Origin of the sequence: Enterobacter cloacae complex sp. 309I3 (assembly GCF_050031595.1) — a bacterium.
Classification (GTDB): Bacteria; Pseudomonadota; Gammaproteobacteria; order Enterobacterales; family Enterobacteriaceae; genus Enterobacter; species Enterobacter cloacae.
Genome location: NZ_JBLGWI010000001.1, coordinates 4,640,403 through 4,658,308, shown reverse-complemented (window position 1 = coordinate 4,658,308; position 17,906 = coordinate 4,640,403). Strand labels below are relative to the sequence as shown.

At 55.6% G+C, this 17,906-nt stretch carries 17 protein-coding genes; 8 read left to right on the top strand and 9 right to left on the bottom strand.

Features of this window, described 5'->3' with window-relative positions; translation table 11 throughout:
* Positions 1–17: 17 nt before the first annotated feature.
* Complete coding sequence (locus ACQG22_RS22345) at positions 18–860, bottom strand: 23S rRNA (adenine(2030)-N(6))-methyltransferase RlmJ (RefSeq protein WP_369706712.1); 843 nt, start codon at positions 858–860, stop codon at positions 18–20.
* A 213-nt stretch (positions 861–1,073) separates the two neighbouring features.
* Here ACQG22_RS22345 and prlC point away from each other — a divergent pair, with 213 nt between their 5' ends.
* The gene (gene prlC / locus ACQG22_RS22340) at positions 1,074–3,116 is read left to right on the top strand and encodes an oligopeptidase A (protein ID WP_013099196.1); all 2,043 of its coding nucleotides are present in this window, start codon (positions 1,074–1,076) and stop codon (positions 3,114–3,116) included.
* A 7-nt stretch (positions 3,117–3,123) separates the two neighbouring features.
* The gene (gene rsmJ, locus ACQG22_RS22335) at positions 3,124–3,876 is read left to right on the top strand and encodes a 16S rRNA (guanine(1516)-N(2))-methyltransferase RsmJ (protein WP_369706713.1); all 753 of its coding nucleotides are present in this window, start codon (positions 3,124–3,126) and stop codon (positions 3,874–3,876) included.
* Positions 3,877–3,967: 91 nt separating this feature from the next.
* Here rsmJ and uspA read toward each other — a convergent pair whose 3' ends face one another.
* Positions 3,968–4,405, bottom strand: a complete 438-nt coding sequence (gene uspA, locus ACQG22_RS22330) for a universal stress protein UspA (protein ID WP_003861223.1) — start codon at positions 4,403–4,405, stop codon at positions 3,968–3,970.
* 282 nt (positions 4,406–4,687) lie between these two features.
* Between uspA and uspB the strand changes: the two genes are divergently transcribed.
* Positions 4,688–5,023, top strand: a complete 336-nt coding sequence (uspB, locus tag ACQG22_RS22325) for a universal stress protein UspB (RefSeq protein ID WP_003861224.1) — start codon at positions 4,688–4,690, stop codon at positions 5,021–5,023.
* Between the two features lie 54 nt (positions 5,024–5,077).
* Here uspB and pitA read toward each other — a convergent pair whose 3' ends face one another.
* A complete protein-coding gene (pitA, locus tag ACQG22_RS22320; protein WP_013099193.1) occupies positions 5,078–6,577 on the bottom strand; it encodes an inorganic phosphate transporter PitA in 1,500 nt (499 codons plus the stop codon).
* 228 nt (positions 6,578–6,805) lie between these two features.
* Between pitA and ACQG22_RS22315 the strand changes: the two genes are divergently transcribed.
* Positions 6,806–8,002, top strand: a complete 1,197-nt coding sequence (locus ACQG22_RS22315; RefSeq protein WP_038983950.1) for an NAD(P)/FAD-dependent oxidoreductase — start codon at positions 6,806–6,808, stop codon at positions 8,000–8,002.
* Between the two features lie 16 nt (positions 8,003–8,018).
* Here the strand turns inward: ACQG22_RS22315 and ACQG22_RS22310 are convergent, their stop codons facing one another.
* A complete protein-coding gene (locus ACQG22_RS22310; protein WP_045294873.1) occupies positions 8,019–8,972 on the bottom strand; it encodes an NAD(P)-dependent oxidoreductase in 954 nt (317 codons plus the stop codon).
* Positions 8,972–9,664 carry an RraA family protein gene (locus ACQG22_RS22305; RefSeq protein ID WP_013099185.1) on the bottom strand — a complete coding sequence of 231 codons (693 nt, stop codon included), beginning with the start codon at positions 9,662–9,664 and terminating at the stop codon, positions 8,972–8,974. Before ACQG22_RS22305 ends, ACQG22_RS22310 begins: the two co-directional genes overlap by 1 nt.
* A gap of 169 nt (positions 9,665–9,833) precedes the next feature.
* Here ACQG22_RS22305 and ACQG22_RS22300 point away from each other — a divergent pair, with 169 nt between their 5' ends.
* The gene (locus ACQG22_RS22300) at positions 9,834–10,571 is read left to right on the top strand and encodes an IclR family transcriptional regulator (protein WP_040020775.1); all 738 of its coding nucleotides are present in this window, start codon (positions 9,834–9,836) and stop codon (positions 10,569–10,571) included.
* Positions 10,572–10,606: 35 nt separating this feature from the next.
* On the opposite strand, the gene ACQG22_RS22295 is transcribed toward ACQG22_RS22300, so the two are convergent.
* Positions 10,607–11,941: an MFS transporter gene (locus tag ACQG22_RS22295; protein WP_038983925.1), complete on the bottom strand. Its 1,335-nt coding sequence runs from the start codon at positions 11,939–11,941 to the stop codon at positions 10,607–10,609.
* Between the two features lie 330 nt (positions 11,942–12,271).
* Here ACQG22_RS22295 and ACQG22_RS22290 point away from each other — a divergent pair, with 330 nt between their 5' ends.
* Positions 12,272–13,297 (top strand): TerC/Alx family metal homeostasis membrane protein, encoded by a 1,026-nt coding sequence (locus ACQG22_RS22290; RefSeq protein ID WP_014833633.1) that lies wholly within the window; start codon positions 12,272–12,274, stop codon positions 13,295–13,297.
* A 60-nt stretch (positions 13,298–13,357) separates the two neighbouring features.
* On the opposite strand, the gene ACQG22_RS22285 is transcribed toward ACQG22_RS22290, so the two are convergent.
* The 3 genes from ACQG22_RS22285 to ACQG22_RS22275 form a co-directional block, all read right to left on the bottom strand.
* Positions 13,358–14,020, bottom strand: coding sequence for an HAD family hydrolase (locus ACQG22_RS22285; protein WP_013099181.1), 663 nt, complete (start codon positions 14,018–14,020; stop codon positions 13,358–13,360).
* A gap of 106 nt (positions 14,021–14,126) precedes the next feature.
* Positions 14,127–14,921 carry an SDR family NAD(P)-dependent oxidoreductase gene (locus ACQG22_RS22280; RefSeq protein WP_040020772.1) on the bottom strand — a complete coding sequence of 265 codons (795 nt, stop codon included), beginning with the start codon at positions 14,919–14,921 and terminating at the stop codon, positions 14,127–14,129.
* 32 nt (positions 14,922–14,953) lie between these two features.
* The gene (locus tag ACQG22_RS22275; protein ID WP_045294878.1) at positions 14,954–15,835 is read right to left on the bottom strand and encodes a LysR family transcriptional regulator; all 882 of its coding nucleotides are present in this window, start codon (positions 15,833–15,835) and stop codon (positions 14,954–14,956) included.
* Positions 15,836–15,934: 99 nt separating this feature from the next.
* Here ACQG22_RS22275 and ACQG22_RS22270 point away from each other — a divergent pair, with 99 nt between their 5' ends.
* Positions 15,935–16,441, top strand: coding sequence for a phenolic acid decarboxylase (locus ACQG22_RS22270; RefSeq protein ID WP_058661219.1), 507 nt, complete (start codon positions 15,935–15,937; stop codon positions 16,439–16,441).
* Between the two features lie 324 nt (positions 16,442–16,765).
* Positions 16,766–17,905 (top strand): UDP-4-amino-4-deoxy-L-arabinose aminotransferase, encoded by a 1,140-nt coding sequence (gene arnB, locus ACQG22_RS22265; protein WP_058650531.1) that lies wholly within the window; start codon positions 16,766–16,768, stop codon positions 17,903–17,905.
* Position 17,906 lies beyond the last annotated feature (1 nt).

Below are 17,906 nucleotides of genomic sequence, written 5' to 3'. Positions count from 1 at the left end.
TCCACCGATGGCTGCGATTACTCTGGCACGATCCAGCTGACGGTGGCGTGACCTGTCCCGGCAGGTACCAGCGTTTTATGCAGCCATGGCAGAACGTTGTTCATCTGCGCTTCGAGCTTCCATGGCGGGTTAATGACAATCATGCCGGAGGCGGTCATGCCGCGCTGGTCGCTGTCCGGACGGACGGCCAGCTCAATCTGCAAGATTTTGCGGATGCCGGTCGCTTCCAGATCTTTGATCATGCGCTTGATCTGCGCGCGCAGGACCACCGGGTACCACAGGGCGTAGGTGCCGGTCGCAAAACGTTTGTAACCTTCGTTAATGCCGGTGACCACCGCCTGATAGTCGGTTTTGATTTCGTATGGCGGGTCGATCAGTACCAGGCCGCGACGGGAGACCGGCGGCAGTTTGGCTTTCAGCTGCAGGTAGCCATCGGCTTTGTCCACGCGGGCGCGGCTGTCTTTCTGAAACTCAGAACGCAGCAGCGGGAAATCGCTTGGGTGCAGCTCGGTCAACTGCAGGCTGTCCTGCTCACGCAGCAGCTGACGGGCAATCAATGGCGAGCCCGGGTAGTAGCGCAGCTGGCCGTTGCGGTTGAAATGATTCACCACACCAATGTACGGTTCCAGTTCGGCAGGCAGATCGTCCTGCTGCCAGATACGGGCGATCCCTTCCAGATATTCACCGGTACGCTCGGCGTGTTCGCCGCTCAGCTGATAGCGGCCCGCGCCCGCGTGGGTGTCCAGATAAAGAAACGGCTTCTCTTTCTCTTTGAGTGATTCGATGATCAGGGTCTGAACGGTGTGTTTGAGGACGTCGGCGTGGTTGCCTGCGTGAAAGCTATGGCGATAACTGAGCATGGATGAATGTGTTCCGGGTAGTCAACGTAGGCCCGATAAGCGTAGCGCCATCGGGCAAAAATAGAGCGTATCGCCACAGTATACAGAAAAGTTTCCACGGCCGCGAAAGCGCAACGCCCGGCATTGAAATCCTCTACACTTAACCCCATTACTGAACCATATGCACAGCGCCGGATGCGCGCTTCATTCATCAAATTCAACAGGACAGCGTTTATGACCAATCCATTACTGACGCCTTTTTCGTTGCCACCGTTTTCTAAAATCCTCCCTGAGCATGTGGTTCCAGCCGTTACGCAAGCGCTGGACAACTGCCGCGCGGCGGTAGAAAGCGTGGTCGCGCAGGGTGGGCCGTACACCTGGGAAAATCTGTGTCAGCCGCTGGCCGAAGTGGATGACGTGCTGGGGCGTATCTTCTCCCCGGTAAGCCACCTTAACTCGGTAAAAAACAGCCCGGAGCTGCGTGAAGCCTACGAACAAACCCTGCCGCTGCTCTCCGAGTACAGCACCTGGGTCGGCCAGCACGAAGGGCTCTACAAGGCGTATCGCGATCTGCGCGACGGCGACCACTATGCCGAACTGAACACCGCACAGAAAAAATCCGTCGATAACGCCCTGCGTGATTTCGAGCTTTCCGGAATTGGCCTGCCAAAAGAGAAGCAGGTTCGCTACGGCGAAATCGCGGCGCGCCTGTCTGAGCTGGGTAACCAGTACAGCAACAACGTGCTCGACGCCACCATGGGCTGGACGAAGCTGATTACCGACGAAGCAGAGCTGGCGGGTATGCCGGAAAGCGCACTGGCGGCGGCAAAAGCCCAGGCCGAAGCGAAAGAGCAGGAAGGTTTCCTGTTAACGCTGGATATCCCAAGCTATCTGCCGGTGATGACCTACTGCGACAACCAGGCATTGCGTGAAGAGATGTACCGCGCCTACAGCACCCGCGCCTCCGATCAGGGGCCGAATGCCGGTAAGTGGGATAACAGCCCGGTGATGGCGGAAATCCTCGCCCTGCGTCACGAGCTGGCACAGCTGCTGGGCTTTGACAGCTACGCGGACAAATCCCTCGCCACCAAAATGGCCGAGAACCCGCAGCAGGTGCTCGATTTCCTGACCGATCTGGCGAAACGCGCCCGTCCTCAGGGTGAAAAAGAGCTGGCCCAGCTGCGCGCCTTCGCCAAAGCGGAGTTCGGCGTGGATGAGCTGCAGCCGTGGGACATCGCGTATTACAGCGAAAAACAGAAGCAGCACCTCTACAGCATCAGCGACGAGCAGCTGCGCCCGTACTTCCCGGAAAACAAAGCCGTTAATGGCCTGTTCGAAGTGGTGAAACGCATCTACGGCATCACCGCTAAAGAGCGTACCGATATCGACGTCTGGCATCCGGACGTGCGCTTCTTCGAATTGTATGACGAGAAAAACGAACTGCGCGGCAGCTTCTACCTCGATCTCTACGCGCGTGAGAACAAGCGCGGCGGGGCGTGGATGGATGACTGCGTCGGCCAGATGCGTAAAGCCGACGGTTCCCTGCAGAAGCCGGTCGCTTACCTGACCTGTAACTTCAACCGCCCGGTCAACGGCAAGCCGGCGCTGTTCACCCACGACGAAGTGATCACCCTGTTCCATGAGTTCGGTCACGGTCTGCACCATATGCTGACCCGCATTGAAACCGCAGGAGTGGCCGGTATTAGCGGTGTGCCGTGGGATGCGGTCGAGCTGCCGAGCCAGTTTATGGAAAACTGGTGCTGGGAGCCGGACGCGCTGGCGTTTATCTCCGGCCACTACGAGACCGGTGAACCGCTGCCGAAAGAACTGCTGGATAAAATGCTGGCAGCCAAGAACTACCAGGCGGCAATGTTTATTCTGCGCCAGCTGGAGTTCGGCCTGTTCGACTTCCGCCTGCACGCCGAGTTTAGCCCGGAGCAGGGGGCAAAAATCCTCGAAACCCTGGCTGAGATTAAAAAGCAGGTCGCGGTTATTCCAGGGCCAACCTGGGGTCGCTTCCCGCACGCGTTCAGCCACATCTTCGCGGGCGGCTATGCGGCAGGTTATTACAGCTACCTGTGGGCCGATGTCCTGGCGGCGGATGCTTTCTCTCGCTTTGAAGAAGAGGGGATTTTTAACCGTGAAACCGGTCAGTCGTTCCTCGATAACATCCTGACCCGCGGCGGCTCAGAAGAGCCGATGGAGCTGTTCAAACGCTTCCGTGGCCGCGAGCCGCAGCTGGATGCGATGCTTGAGCATTACGGGATCAAAGGCTGATTGCTACGTGAAGATCTGCTTAGTGGATGAAACAGGCGCCGGAGACGGCGCCTTATCTGTTCTGGCCGCCCGTTGGGGGCTGGAGCACGATGAAGAAAACCTGATGGCGCTGGTGATGACGCCAGAGCATCTCGAATTACGTAAACGCGACGAACCGAAACTCGGCGGGATTTTTGTCGATTTTGTCGGGGGCGCGATGGCGCACCGGCGCAAGTTTGGCGGCGGCCGCGGTGAGGCTGTTGCAAAAGCCGTCGGCATCAAAGGGAGCTATCTTCCGGACGTGGTGGATGCCACGGCGGGGCTGGGGCGCGATGCGTTTGTGCTGGCGTCTGTCGGCTGCCGCGTGCGGATGCTGGAGCGCAACCCGGTGGTGGCCGCGTTGCTGGATGACGGCCTGACCCGTGGCTACACGGACCCGGAAATCGGCCCCTGGTTTCAGGAACGTTTACAGCTGATCCACGCCTCCAGCCTGACGGCATTGACCGATATCACCCCGCGCCCACAGGTGGTCTATCTCGATCCGATGTTCCCTCATAAGCAGAAAAGCGCGCTGGTGAAAAAAGAGATGCGGGTGTTTCAGTCGCTGGTGGGGCCGGATCTGGATGCGGACGGCCTGCTTGAGCCTGCCCGTCAGCTTGCAACGAAGCGGGTGGTGGTGAAGCGCCCGGACTACGCGCCGCCGCTGGCGGACGTTGCGACGACCAACGCGGTGACCACCAAAGGGCACCGGTTTGATATTTATTCGGGTACGCCGGAATAAAAAAGCCGGGTGGCGGCTTCGCCTTACCCGGCCTACGTTCAGTGCCATTTGTAGGCCCGGTAAGCGTTAGCGCCACCGGGCTTTTTTGCACTTACTCGTCTTCTTCGTCACGCAGCGGAACAATCAGCATATCCACGTGAACGGTATTGATCAGCTGACGCGCTGAGGACATCAGCTTGCTCCAGAAGTCCTGGTGATGACCGCAAACCACCAGGTCCATATCGTATTTCTTAATCGCATCGACCAGCACCTGGCCCAGATCGCCGCTACCGCTTAAGGTTTCAGTGATCGGGTAACCTGCGTTGGTGGACAGCTCGCTCAGGGCGTGGTGTGTCTCTTCGGAGATGCGTTTTTGCATATCGCCGAGATTCACGTCGATCAGACCGGTGTAAAGGTCGGAGTAATTCACATCAACGTGAATCAGCGAAACTTTCGCGTTGTAAGGGCGTGCCATGGATACTGCTTTATCAACCAGCACTTTGCTCTCCGGGGAGAGGTCTACCGCGATGAGAATGTGTTTGTAAGCCATAGTGTTACTCCTTCCTTAAGTTATCGATGACTAAACAGAAAGCCGTCGTCTGATGCTTTCATTACGGCCCAGTTAAACATATTTTTCAAGCTTTGGTGTTGATAACGATTAACCTTGTGGCAAAAAAATTAACGGATCTCCTACACTATTTAATGAACCGTTCGGATATTAAAACGCGAACCGGATCGACTTTTGGTCATTCTTTCACTGAACTGTCTGTCAGGGCATTGGGGTGCGGTAGCTCAGAAGCCTTGCTTCGTGGGCGGACGCCGGGGAGGATGTATGATTAGCACCGTCGCATTGTTTTGGGCGTTATGCGTAGTTTGCATAGTGAATATGGCGCGCTACTTCTCATCGTTACGTGCGCTGTTAGTGGTACTTCGTGGTTGCGATCCGTTGCTTTATCAGTATGTGGACGGTGGAGGGTTCTTCACCTCGCATGGACAGCCCAGCAAACAGATGCGCCTGGTCGGGTATATCTACTACCAGCGCTACCGGGATCATCACGATGAAGAGTTTATCCGCCGCTGCGAGCGCCTGCGTCGCCAGTTCATTTTGACCAGCGCCCTGTGTGGCCTGGTCGTCGTCAGTATGATTGCCTTAATGATTTGGCACTGAGCATAAAAAAAGCGGGTCAGTTTCCTGACCCGCTTTTTTGTCGCCTTCAGCCAATTAAATCAGCTTCAGCGCAATCCAGTACAACCCACCCGAGAGCAGGATAGACGCCGGAAGCGTAAACACCCAGGCCATCAGAATGTTGGTCACGGTTTTGCGTTGCAGACCGCCGCCATCAACAATCATGGTACCTGCCACGGACGAAGAGAGTACGTGGGTGGTGGAGACCGGCATACCGGTGTAGCTTGCCAGACCGATAGAGACCGCCGCCGTCATCTGCGCGGACATGCCCTGCGCATAGGTCATGCCTTTCTTACCGATCTTCTCGCCGATGGTGGTTGCCACACGACGCCAGCCAATCATCGTACCGATACCCAGTGCCAGCGCGACAGCCATGATGATCCAGATTGGCGCGTACTCAATGGTGTTGAGCATATCGCTTTTCAGTTTCTTCAGCAGACGCTTGTCGTCAGCATTCACGTCTGGCAGCTTCGCGACTTTGTCGGTCACGTCAGAGATGCAGAGCATAATGCGACGCAGCTGACCACGTTGCTCAACGGCCAGTTTGTCGTAGCTTTCGATATCGCCCAGCATGCCTTTCGCACGTTCCAGCGCGTTAATCGCGTTTGCCGGGTGGCAATGGAACTCGCCCGGCGCGGTGGTCGCACCCGCTTCAGGCGACGGGATCAGCTGGTCAACGCCGGTCGCTTTTTTCAGCAGTTCAGGGTGCTGCTGGAAATAGGTTTCAACGTTATTGACCGCATCACGGGTACGGGTGATTTCATAACCGGAGGCATTCATGTTAACCACGAAGCCCGCCGGTGCAACGCCAATCAGAACCAGCATCACCAGACCGATGCCTTTCTGCCCGTCGTTCGCGCCGTGAGAGAAGGCCACGCCGATGGCGGAAATGATCAGGGCGATACGCGTCCAGAATGGTGGCTTTTTCTTGCCGTCTTTCTTCTCACGCTCTGCTGGCGTCAGGTGGATACGTGCACGTTTTTTCGTGTTGCTCCAGTAGCGACGCAGAATGAAAATCAATCCACCCGCAACCACCAGACCGACGATAGGGGAGATGATCAGAGAACCGAAAATACCCAGTACTTTAGGCAGGTTAAGCGCATCAACAACCGAGGTGCCGGTCATCAGGGCGTTGGTTAACCCGATACCGATAATGGCACCGATGAGGGTGTGAGAACTGGATGCAGGCAGGCCGAAATACCAGGTACCAAGGTTCCAGATAATTGCAGCAAGCAGCATTGAGAACACCATAGCGAGGCCATGGCCAGAACTTACGTTAAGCAGCAGATCCGTTGGCAGCATATGCACAATGGCATACGCAACGCTCAGTCCGCCCAGAAGGACACCAAAAAAGTTAAATACCGCCGCCATAACGACCGCCAGTTGCGATCGCATTGCGCGAGTGTAGATAACCGTTGCTACTGCGTTTGCAGTGTCGTGGAAGCCGTTGATCGCTTCGTAAAACAGTACAAAAACCAGAGCAAGCAATAATAAAAGCCCGGTATGTAAATCCAGGCCGGCAAACAAATGTAGCATAGGACGTTACGCCATTTTGAGGACATGAACGCGGCGCATTATCCAGGACAAATGCACGGCGGGCAAAGTGAAATATAGACTTTTTTTGACATACCACCTGATTTGGGAAAAGTGCCTGAAAGGATATTCTTTAAATTTCAATGAAATGGCTTTGTAATATCTTTTTACGCTGGTGTGACCACAGAGGAAACTTTACAATCCGCGGCAGTGAACAACGAGGGTTTTGACGTGGAAAGGTTTGATGCCGTGGTAATTGGCGCCGGTGCGGCGGGTATGTTTTGTGCGGCGATGGCCGGACAGGCGGGTCGTCGTGTGCTGCTGCTGGATAACGGTAAAAAGCCTGGGCGCAAGATCCTGATGTCTGGCGGCGGGCGCTGCAACTTTACGAACCTGTATGTCGAACCTGCGGCCTATCTGAGCCAGAACCGCCATTTTTGTAAATCTGCGCTGGCGCGTTATACCCAATGGGATTTTATCGATCTTGTGGGTAAGCACGGTATCGCGTGGCATGAGAAGACGTTGGGGCAGCTGTTCTGCGACGACTCCGCGCAGCAGATTGTCGATATGCTGGTGGCCGAGTGCGAGAAGGGCGGCGTGGTAATGCGCCTGCGTACAGAGGTGCTGGACGTATCCCGCGACGAGCAGGGCTATACGCTGCAGCTCAACGGCGAAAGCGTCAGCGCCGATAACCTGGTCATTGCCAGCGGCGGTCTGTCGATGCCGGGGCTGGGCGCCTCGCCGTTCGGCTACAAAATTGCCGAGCAGTTTGGCCTGAAGGTGCTGCCAACGCGTGCGGGACTGGTTCCTTTTACTCTGCACAAACCGCTTCTGGAACAGCTTCAGACGCTTTCTGGCGTTTCTGTTCCTTCCGTTATTACCGCCGAAGACGGAACGGTGTTCCGCGAAAACCTCCTCTTTACCCACCGCGGCCTCTCCGGCCCGGCGGTGCTGCAAATCTCCAGCTACTGGCAGCCGGGCGAGTTCGTCACGGTTAACCTGCTGCCGGAGTGCGATCTGGATGCGTTCCTCAATGAACAGCGTGCGGCGCACCCGAATCAGAGCCTGAAAAATACCCTGGCGATGCAGTTGCCGAAGCGTCTGGTGGAGTGTTTGCAGGGGTTAGGGCAGATCCCGGATGTTTCCCTTAAGCAGCTTAACAGCCGCGAGCAGGAGACGCTGGTAGAGACCCTGACAAACTGGCGCGTGCAGCCCAACGGCACCGAAGGCTACCGCACGGCGGAGGTCACGCTGGGCGGTGTCGACACGAATGAGCTCTCCTCTCGCACGATGGAGGCACGCAACGTGCCGGGCCTCTACTTCATCGGTGAAGTGATGGATGTGACCGGCTGGCTCGGCGGGTATAACTTCCAGTGGGCGTGGGCCAGTGCCTGGGCGTGTGCGCAGGCGCTGGCAGAGAAGCCCTGAGGGAGTTCATTTTGGATTAGCGGCTCGCGGTAAGCGTTGTTTCTTCAGCTTCACTTACAACGTCTACAATATTGCTGGCCGCCGCGGTGCCCATTTTGATATACGATGCTGCGCTGACGCCGCCAATATGCGGAGAGATAATGACGTTCTCGACCCCCTGCCAGAGGTGCGGAGCGGTCAGTGGTTCGCTGGTAAAGCTGTCCAGCCCCGCGCTGTGCAAGGTTCGATTCTCTAGCGCCGCGAGCAATGACCGATCGTCAATCAAGCCGCCGCGTGCCGTATTCACCAGAATAGCGTTTGGCTTAACGTATGCGAGCGTTTTCGTATTGATCATGCCCCGATTATCGTCGGTGAGCGGACAATGCAAAGAAATCACATCGGAACGGGAAAGTAGGTCGGTCAGAGTATCAGTACGCTCGCATATGGAAGGCATTGATTGAGCATAGGGATCGTAAGCAAGAACCCGCATACCAAAGACGTGACCGATCTGTGCTACCCGTGAGCCAATAGCCCCCAGCCCGATCAGTCCCAGCGTGAGTCCTTCCAGTTCGATGGATTTATGCGTGGCTTTATCCCAGTGCCCCTGTCGCAGTCGCGTATCCAGCGATACCACCGATTTGGCGCAGGCGAGAATTAATGCCCAGGTGTGTTCAGCCACCGCCGCCGCGTTAGCTCCCGGTGCAGAGCGGACGGCGATATTACGCTCAGCCGCTGCCGCCTGGTCTATCACATCAATCCCGCTTCCGTGCTTGGAAATAACCTGCAGGGCTGGTGCTGCATCCATGATTTTCGCGCTAATCTTGCCGTAACGTACCAGTATTGCCACCGGATTATGCTGTTCACACAGTGCAATCAGCTCATCCTCCGTGGGCTGACGACCCGCAAACACCACCTCAAAGTCGTGCAATATCGCCATGGCCTGCTCTGCCAGGTCGCTCCCGGTTACCAGGACCACCTTCTTATTTGCCATTACAGCGTCTCCCCGTCTGCCAGCATGCCCGCCTTACGCAGCGCGTCATTGAGCCAGTGTGGGCGTAAATCGCCCTCACGGATAGCAGCAAGACGTTTGGTCTCCATCTCCAGCTTCCCTTTTGCCAGACTGATAATCTGCTTAACTTCCTCGCGTGGGATCACCACCACGCCGTCGATATCGGCCACTACCAAATCTCCGGCATGCACTGTCGCCCCGGCAACGGAAATGGGATGGTTCACCCGGCCAGAAATGGACTTTGTCGGGCCGCAGGGATTCAGACCAGCAGAGAAAACGGGATAGTTACCCTTGCTCAGTGTGTCGGCGTCACGTACCGCTCCGTCGATAATGATCCCTGCAATACCGCTCGCCTGAGCCTGGGTGGCCATGATTTCACCCAGTAGCGCGCAGCTCAGATCGCCTTTTCCATCGACAACCAGGACATCGCCGGGCTGGGCAACGGCCATCGCGGCATGAATGGCAAGATTATCTCCCGGACGCACCTCAACGGTAACAGCCGGACCCGCAACGGACATGTGCGATGCCAACGGTTTGATTCGTCCATGCAGCGTACCGCGGCGCCCGGCGACATCCGCCAGTATGGCTGCCTGATATTCGGCGGCCTGGCGTACCTCTTCAGCCGATACGCGTTCGAACTGGCGGTTTATCAATGATTTTTCAGAAACGGACATGACTCTCTCCATATTGTTTTACTGTGTACAATGCAGGTGTACAATACAAAACAACTATAGCGGTGTTGCTTTCCTTTTAGCCAGACCTGAGAAGGGGTTTGTGATGTAAACACGAAGTGACTCACAAAATTTGAGGTACACTCTCTGCCGGGCTGAAAAGGAGATAATGATGGGGAATGAAGGCGTTGTAGCGGTTGAGAAGGCGCTGGCTTTACTGGATTGCTTCCGTCCTGGCGATGAAAGCCTGACGTTAACCGCCCTGGCGCAGCTATCGGGTTACCACAAAACCACGGTTTACCGCTTAATGAACTCTCTTGAACGGATGAACTATGTCGTCAGACATGATGACGGCAATTATGCGCTTGGTCCTCGTCTGCTTTATCTCGGTAAGCTTTATGAACAGTCTTTCCATCTTTCCCGGGTGGTGCAGCCTGAACTACAGGCCTTATCCCTGGCTTCCCAGGAGAGCGCCAGCTGGTATGTATTAGAAGGCGGACAACGTCTGTGCCTGTTTCGGGCAGAAGCCTCACATGGGCTCCGTCACAGCAATCTCCCCGGCACTCAGTTCCCGCTGGATGATTCTGCTATCAGTAAGGTTCTACGCCATTGGGGCCTCAATGAGCCCCTGTCGGGCGGTGAGCCTGCGCTTCCGCTCTACACGGCAGGTGCCCGCGATCCCCATACCGCGGCGTTTGCGATGCCCGTCTTCGGCGTTCATGACAAACTGATTGCGGCGCTGGCATTGACCGGCCCCATCTCGCGACTGACGGAAGATCGCAGGGAGCAAGGTATTCGTCAGTTGATGCACGATACCGCCAGCCGCCTGTCACAGAAAATGGGGGCCAGCAAGCCCTTCTGTCAGCAGTTCTACGGGGAAACGAGCGATACAGCGGAAGAAAACGGTTAACGAAAAGCGGGACACGCGTCCCGCTTTTGTCATCACTAATGCGTGACCTGTTTTTCGTGTAGCTGAGCGTTACGGGCCTGTCGTCCCATAATGAGAACTGCGATACCTCCCGCCACACACAGCGTGGCCAGCGGAAGCATAGCCAGCGTGTAGCTGCCCGTCCGCTCATTGATAATACCGTATGCATTGACCATGACCGCGCCGCCGATCAGGTTAGCAATAGCGCCAATCGCAGCCAGCCCTGCAGCCGCTGAAGTACTGCTCATCCAACTGGATGCCAGCGCCCAGAAAGGCCCTTTCATGGAATACGCACCTATCAACATGATGCTGAGGATCACGATAGTCGCCGGCAGCGACACGCTCACAAATGCAGCGAATACGCCTGCGGCAATCATGAACAGTGTCAGTGCGGTGTGCCAGCGGCGCTCGTTGGTACGATCCGAGTTTCGCCCCCAAATAATCATGAGAACGGATGCCAGACCGTAAGGGATAGCGTTCAGCAGGCCTGTTTCCAGGTTATCGAGGTGGAAGGATTTAAGCAGTTGAGGAGACCAGACGCTGATGGTGGTGCCTGCAGACGATGCGCCCGCGTAAATGAGTGCCATCAGCCAGATTTGGCGATGCTTCAAAAGCTGCCACGTCGTTTGATGTCCAATGTTCTTTTGCTGATTACGCTCGCTCTCCAGCGTGCTTTCCAGCCATTGTTTCTGCTCACTGCTGAGCCAGTTCGCCTGATGAGGACGATCGCGAAGAATAAACCAGGCGGCAATGCCCAGCAGCACGGCGGGTAAGCCTTCAATAATAAACAGCAGATGCCAGCCGCGAAGACCCAACCAGCCATCCATTGACAGAATCAGCCCGGAGAGTGGGGAGCCGATGAAGTTGGCGAGCGGGATGGCAACCATAAATGACGCAATAATGCGTGCGCGGTAGCGGGAAGGGATCCACCAGGTCAGATAAAGTACGACGCCCGGGAAAAAGCCCGCTTCAGCAGCGCCGAGCAGAAAACGTACGATATAGAGCGACGTAGTGTTCTGAACCAATGACATACACATTGAAACGACGCCCCAGCTGATCATAATGCGCGGGATCCACAGTCGTGCGCCGACTTTTTGCATCGCCAGATTGCTTGGAACTTCAAACAAAAAATAGGCCACAAAGTAGAGACTGCTGGCGAAACCAAATGCCGCTTTGCTAAGACCGAGATCCTCATTCATCTGCAGCGATGCCATGCCGATGTTCCCGCGATCGATAATGGAGATCAGGTAGCTGACGATGAGAAACGGGAGGATACGCCAGATCACCTTCCGCATCGTCTCCTTTTCTATCCCCTCACTGGTGGTAGCGCCATAACGCGTTTGTTCTGTCATTGTGTCCTCGCAGGGTCTGTTCTTGGTTTTATCAGGTACAACTCAGTTTTATTTAACAAAACCACTATAGCGACGTTGTGTTATTTTTATCCAGTGAATGGAAGGTTTAAATTATGTAAATAAGAGGTGACTCACATATCAGGCGCGTTACGCAAAGCGCCTAAACGGCAGATGCGTCACCCCACGTTGTGAGGTAAAGTACACGCCTTGCGCAGCCATAGAGCTGCGGTTTGAAGGGGGGAACCGTTGTAAAACCGTTCCATCTTTTTCTCTGCTGGCATATGCCAGTCTGCATGGTTTTTGTGTTTTGCCTCTACAAAAGGGTTGTGTATGTCTGCTGCTCATCTCGGTTTCCCGACGGAAACCGTTGTTGTCTTTGTGGTGATGGCTGTCGGGGCGATGTTTATCGACCTCTTCATGCACCGTCACGATAAGCCTGTCTCGCTGAAAAGTGCCGCGATGTGGTCCGTTTTCTGGTTCTCGATGGCGATGGCGTTTGCCGGGTTCCTGTATGTTCACCACGGTGCCGAGATGGCGAGCCTGTTCCTCACCGGCTACGCGCTGGAAGAGGTGCTCTCGGTCGATAACCTGTTTGTGATGATGGCGATTTTTGCCTGGTTCGGCGTGCCGGATAAGTACCGTCACCGCGTACTCTACTGGGGTGTGCTGGGGGCGATTGTCTTCCGCGGTATCTTCGTGGCCATTGGGACCAGCCTGCTGAGTCTGGGGCCGTACGTGGAGGTTATTTTTGCGCTGGTCGTTGGCTGGACGGCGGTGATGATGCTCAGGCGCAACGAAGAGAGCGACGAGGTTGAAGATTACTCCGGTCACCTGGCCTATCGGCTGGTGAAACGCTTCTATCCTGTCTGGCCGAAAATCAGCAGCCACGCCTTTATTCTGACCCAGAAAGAGGTGGATGCGGAGCTGGAAAAACCAGAAAACCAGGACGTAATGGTTGGGCGCGTCAAAAAAGCGAAACGTTACGCGACGCCATTATTACTTTGCGTGGCGGTCGTGGAGCTGTCTGATGTGATGTTCGCGTTTGACTCCGTACCGGCCATTATCGCCGTCAGCCGCGAGCCGCTGATTATCTACAGCGCCATGATGTTTGCCATCCTCGGCCTGCGTACGCTCTATTTCGTACTGGAAGCGCTGAAGCAGTATCTGGTTCACCTGGAGAAAGCAGTGGTCCTGCTGCTGTTCTTCGTGGCGTTCAAGCTCGGGTTGAATGCAACAGATCACTTCTGGCATCACGGCTACAGCATTGGCGCGACGACCAGTCTGTTCGTGGTATTAGGCGTGCTGGCGCTGGGGATTATTGCGAGCGTGATGTTCCCTGGGAAACGTGAGGCCTGATGCAACGCTCTTCTCCCTCTCCCTGTGGGAGAGGGCCGGGGTGAGGGCACCAGACCGCACCTAACCCTTAATCGGTGAGTTGCGGCGCTTGCGCGGTGGGTGGAAGTGCCGCCAGTGTGGATCCTGCGCTGCGGCCAGCAGTTCGTGGTCGCCACGGGTATCCCCCCAGGCGCGCAGGTGGTACTCGTTCAGATTGCCATACACCTTTTCCAGTCTGGCGACTTTCTGGGCGCAGCGGCAGTTGTTGCCGGTAATGCGCCCGGTCAGCTTACCGTCTTTCACTTCCAGTTGTGTGCCAATCAGCTTGATGCCAAGCTTGTCAGCCCACGGCTGGAGCACCAGTGCCGGAGAGGCGGAACAGATGGTCACTTCCGCGCCAGAGTTCACCTCCGCCGCCACCGCCAGCACCCCCTCGGGGCGCATCAGCTTGTTCCAGTATTTTTCGCAAAACGCTTCCGCCTGCTGACGTAACCAGTGTTCATCCACCCCCGTCAGGAACGTTTTGATCAGCACCTCTTTTAGCTCATCACGCGTTAGCTTGCGGCGTACGCAGTGGAGCGTCGGCAATGCCATACGCACCAGTCGTCCCGCGAAGTAACGTTTCCCGAAGGCAAAACGCAGGAAAGGGATGAAGCTATCGTGGTGTGTTAACGTTCCATCAAAGTCGAAGACAGAGAGCACGTTAGATTTGGCCACGGTCTCGTCGGCAATCATATTGGTCATAAATACGTCTTAGCTGAAATACACATTCTGCTCGTTAGTTTACCTGCTTTGGCGCCACAGTCCTTAAACCTCACGCTTTTTTTCTCATTCTTGCGGCCTGAGCCACTCAGATAATGTCATCCACCACGCCACCGTCGACGCGCAACGCCGCGCCAGACGTGGCGGAGGCCTGCGCTGAGCAGACATAGACCACCATATTGGCGACCTCTTCAACCGTGGCCGCTCGCTGGATCACCGAGCTGGGGCGGTTGGCCATCACAAACTCTTTTGCCAGCTGTTCCAGCGATTTACCGGTCTTCTCGATCTCGTCTTTCATCATCTCTGCGAATCCGCCAGACATCGTCGGCCCCGGCAATACGCTGTTGACCGTCACGCCGCTACCCGCCACGAACTTCGCCAGTCCGCGTGCCAGCGAGAGCTGTGCCGTTTTGGTCACGCCGTAGTGGATCATGTCCGCCGGGATATTGCAGGCCGACTCGGAGGAGATAAATACCACGCGGCCCCAGCCTTTCTTCACCATGCCGGGAAGCAGCGCGCGGGAGAGACGCACGCCGGACATCACGTTGGTCTGCCAGTAACGTTCCCAGGTGTCATCGTCGGTGGCATAGAAATCCTGCGGCCCGTAAATCCCGGCATTGTTGACCAGAATGTCCACGTTATTCGCCACCTTCAGCAGCGACTCGACCCCTTCCGGCGTGCTGAGATCGGCTATCGCGGCACGCACCTGCACGCCCGGCACCACCTGCTGCAGCTGCTGAATACCTTTATTCACCGACTCGGTACTGCGGCCATTGACGATCACTTCCGCACCGCTTTCTGCCAGCCCTCTGGCAATGGCGAAGCCAATTCCACCCGTTGAGGCGGTGACCAGCGCCACTTTCCCCGTAAAATCGATTTTCATCATCTGCTCCTTATCGTTTTAACGTTCGGACCTTAAAGCGTAGCAGGTGACGATGACGGCTCCTGGCTAAAAAGGCGCAATAGCGTCTCAACCTGTTCGTCCAGCGGGCTAAGCGAGCGCTTCACAATCAGGTGCAGCGGCGTGGCTCGCCGCACGCCATGGCTGAGCGGCAGCATCTTCAGTACCCCTTGTTCCAGCTGAGTCTGAATGCGCTCCTCCGGCAGCCAGCCGTAACCCACCTGCGACATCACCGCCTCAATGGCCGCGTCAATGGTGGAAAAGGTCCACGAGCCACTGGCGGAGTGCGCCGCGGTCTGGTTGTCCGCAATTTTAATCAGCGGCCACGGGCGGAGCATGTCGTCGTTCAGCGGCGCGTCGAGCTGAAAGAGCGGATGCTGGTGATGGGCCACGGCAACAAAGTCGATATTCATCAGCCATTCGCCAAGCCCGGTCATATCCTGGCGGCGGGTTAAGACCATTACATCGGCTTCATCATTGATGGCATCGGCGCGGGTATTTTCCAGCACTTCGGTGAGACGGACCTGAGTCTGCGGATACTGCTGCTGGAACTGACGCAGGATGGCAAACAGACGACGGCGGGGGAAGATATTATCCACCACCAGATCCAGCCGCGTGCGCATTCCGTTACGCAGGGTAAGCGCGCGTGTCTCAACGTACGCGAAGGCTTTCAGCAGCGGTTTGACCTGGTTGAGCAGCAGTTCCCCGGCAGGGGTCAACACTGCCCGACGGCCTTCCTGCACCAGAAGCGCCACCCCCAGCCGTTCCTGCAGTAGCGCCAGGTTATAGCTGACGGAAGACTGGCTGCGGTGCGTCTCTTCCGCGGCTCTGGCAAAACTGCCCGCATCCACCACCTTCTCCAGCAAGGACCATTGTTCGAGCGTCGTCTTGTGCATAATCAATCTAAAATTTGGATGAATTTGATTCAAACATAGCGTTATTCATTCATTTTTTGAAGGGGTAGGATCGTCTCATCAAAACAAAGGAGACATTATATGAGCACCTTCGACAAACACGACTTAAGCGGCTTCATCGGCAAACATCTGATTTATACCTACGATAATGGCTGGAACTACGAGATTTATATCAAAAATGAAAATACCATCGACTACCGTATTCACAGCGGCCTGGTGGGAAATCGTTGGGTAAAAGATCAGCAGGTATATGTTGTTCGCGTAGGTGAGAGTATTTATAAAATTTCCTGGACTGAACCCACCGGCACCGACGTTAGCCTGATCGTGAACCTTGGGGACAAACTGTTCCATGGCACTATCTTCTTCCCGCGTTGGGTCATGAACAACCCGGAAAAAACCGTCTGCTTCCAGAACGATCACATTCCACTGATGAACAGCTATCGCGATGCAGGTCCGGCCTATCCAACAGAAGTGATTGATGAATTTGCCACCATTACCTTCGTGCGCGACTGTGGGGCTAACGATGACAGCGTAATTGCGTGTGCGGCCAGTGAATTGCCCGCTGACTTCCCAAATAATTTAAAATAAGCGCGACAATTAACTAAAAAGAAAAGTTCCCGGTTATTTCTGTTTTTAAAGAAATAACCGGGATTTTTTTTGTTTGTTGAGCTTTGGTTTAAACGTTACATTTTGAAAAAATTGAGTGCTGTCACAAAATAAATAATTCATAATTTTATAACTTTATGTTTTTAAAGATATTTATATTCATGTGAAAACATTTTAATTCCCTCTCTTAATTTTTCCCTAAGAAATGAGCGCTACCTTGATATGAGTTTATGAACCGTTGAAATAAACGGTCCGCTAATTGGTTAATATCAAAAGCATGCCATTCTTATTGCAAGGAAATTAATGATGAGTGATTTTTTGCCTTTTTCCCGCCCCTCAATGGGTAATGAGGAAATCGCGGCGTTGCAGGAGGTATTAACCTCTGGCTGGATCACGACCGGGCCGAAAAATCAGGCGCTTGAAGAGGCATTTTGTCAGCTGACCGGGAATCACCACGCCATTGCCGTCAGTTCGGCAACGGCCGGGATGCACGTCACCCTGATGGCGCTGGGTATTGGCCCTGGCGATGACGTCATCACCCCCTCCCTGACCTGGGTCTCCACGCTGAATATGATCGTTCTGCTGGGGGCAAACCCGGTGATGATCGATGTGGACAAAGATACCCTGATGGTCACCCCGGACGCGGTAGACGCCGCGATTACGCCGCGTACCAAAGCGATTATCCCGGTGCATTACGCCGGTGCGCCGTGTGATATCGATGCTATCCGCGCGGTGGGGGAACGTCACGGTATTCCGGTGATCGAAGACGCGGCACACGCCGCGGGCACGTACTACAAAGACCGTCACGTGGGCTGGCAGGGCACGGCAATTTTCTCCTTCCACGCCATTAAAAACATGACCTGCGCCGAGGGCGGTCTGGTGGTGACGGATGACGAACAGCTGGCACAAAAAATCCGCAGCCTGAAATTCCACGGTCTGGGCGTCGATGCCTATGACCGCCAGACCCACGGCCGCGCGCCGCAGGCCGAAGTGATCGCGCCCGGCTTTAAATACAACCTCGCGGATATCAACGCCGCGCTGGCGCTGGTGCAGTTGGGCAAACTGAAACAGGCCAATAAACGCCGTCAGGACATCGCCGAACGCTACCTGCGCGAGCTGGCCGACACGCCGTTCCAGCCGCTCACTATTCCATCATGGCCGCATGTGCACGCCTGGCACCTGTTTATTATTCGCGTGGATGAAGCCCGTTGCGGGATCTCCCGCGATAACCTGATGGCGGCCCTGAAGGAGAAGGGCATCGGCACTGGCCTGCATTTCCGCGCGGCACACACCCAAAAATACTACCGCGAGCGTTTTCCTGATGTATCGCTCCCGCATTCTGAATGGAACAGCGCGCGTATTTGTTCTCTCCCACTTTTCCCGGACATGACTCATGACGACACAACCCGCGTCATTACCGCGCTCCATCAGCTTGCAGGACATTGAT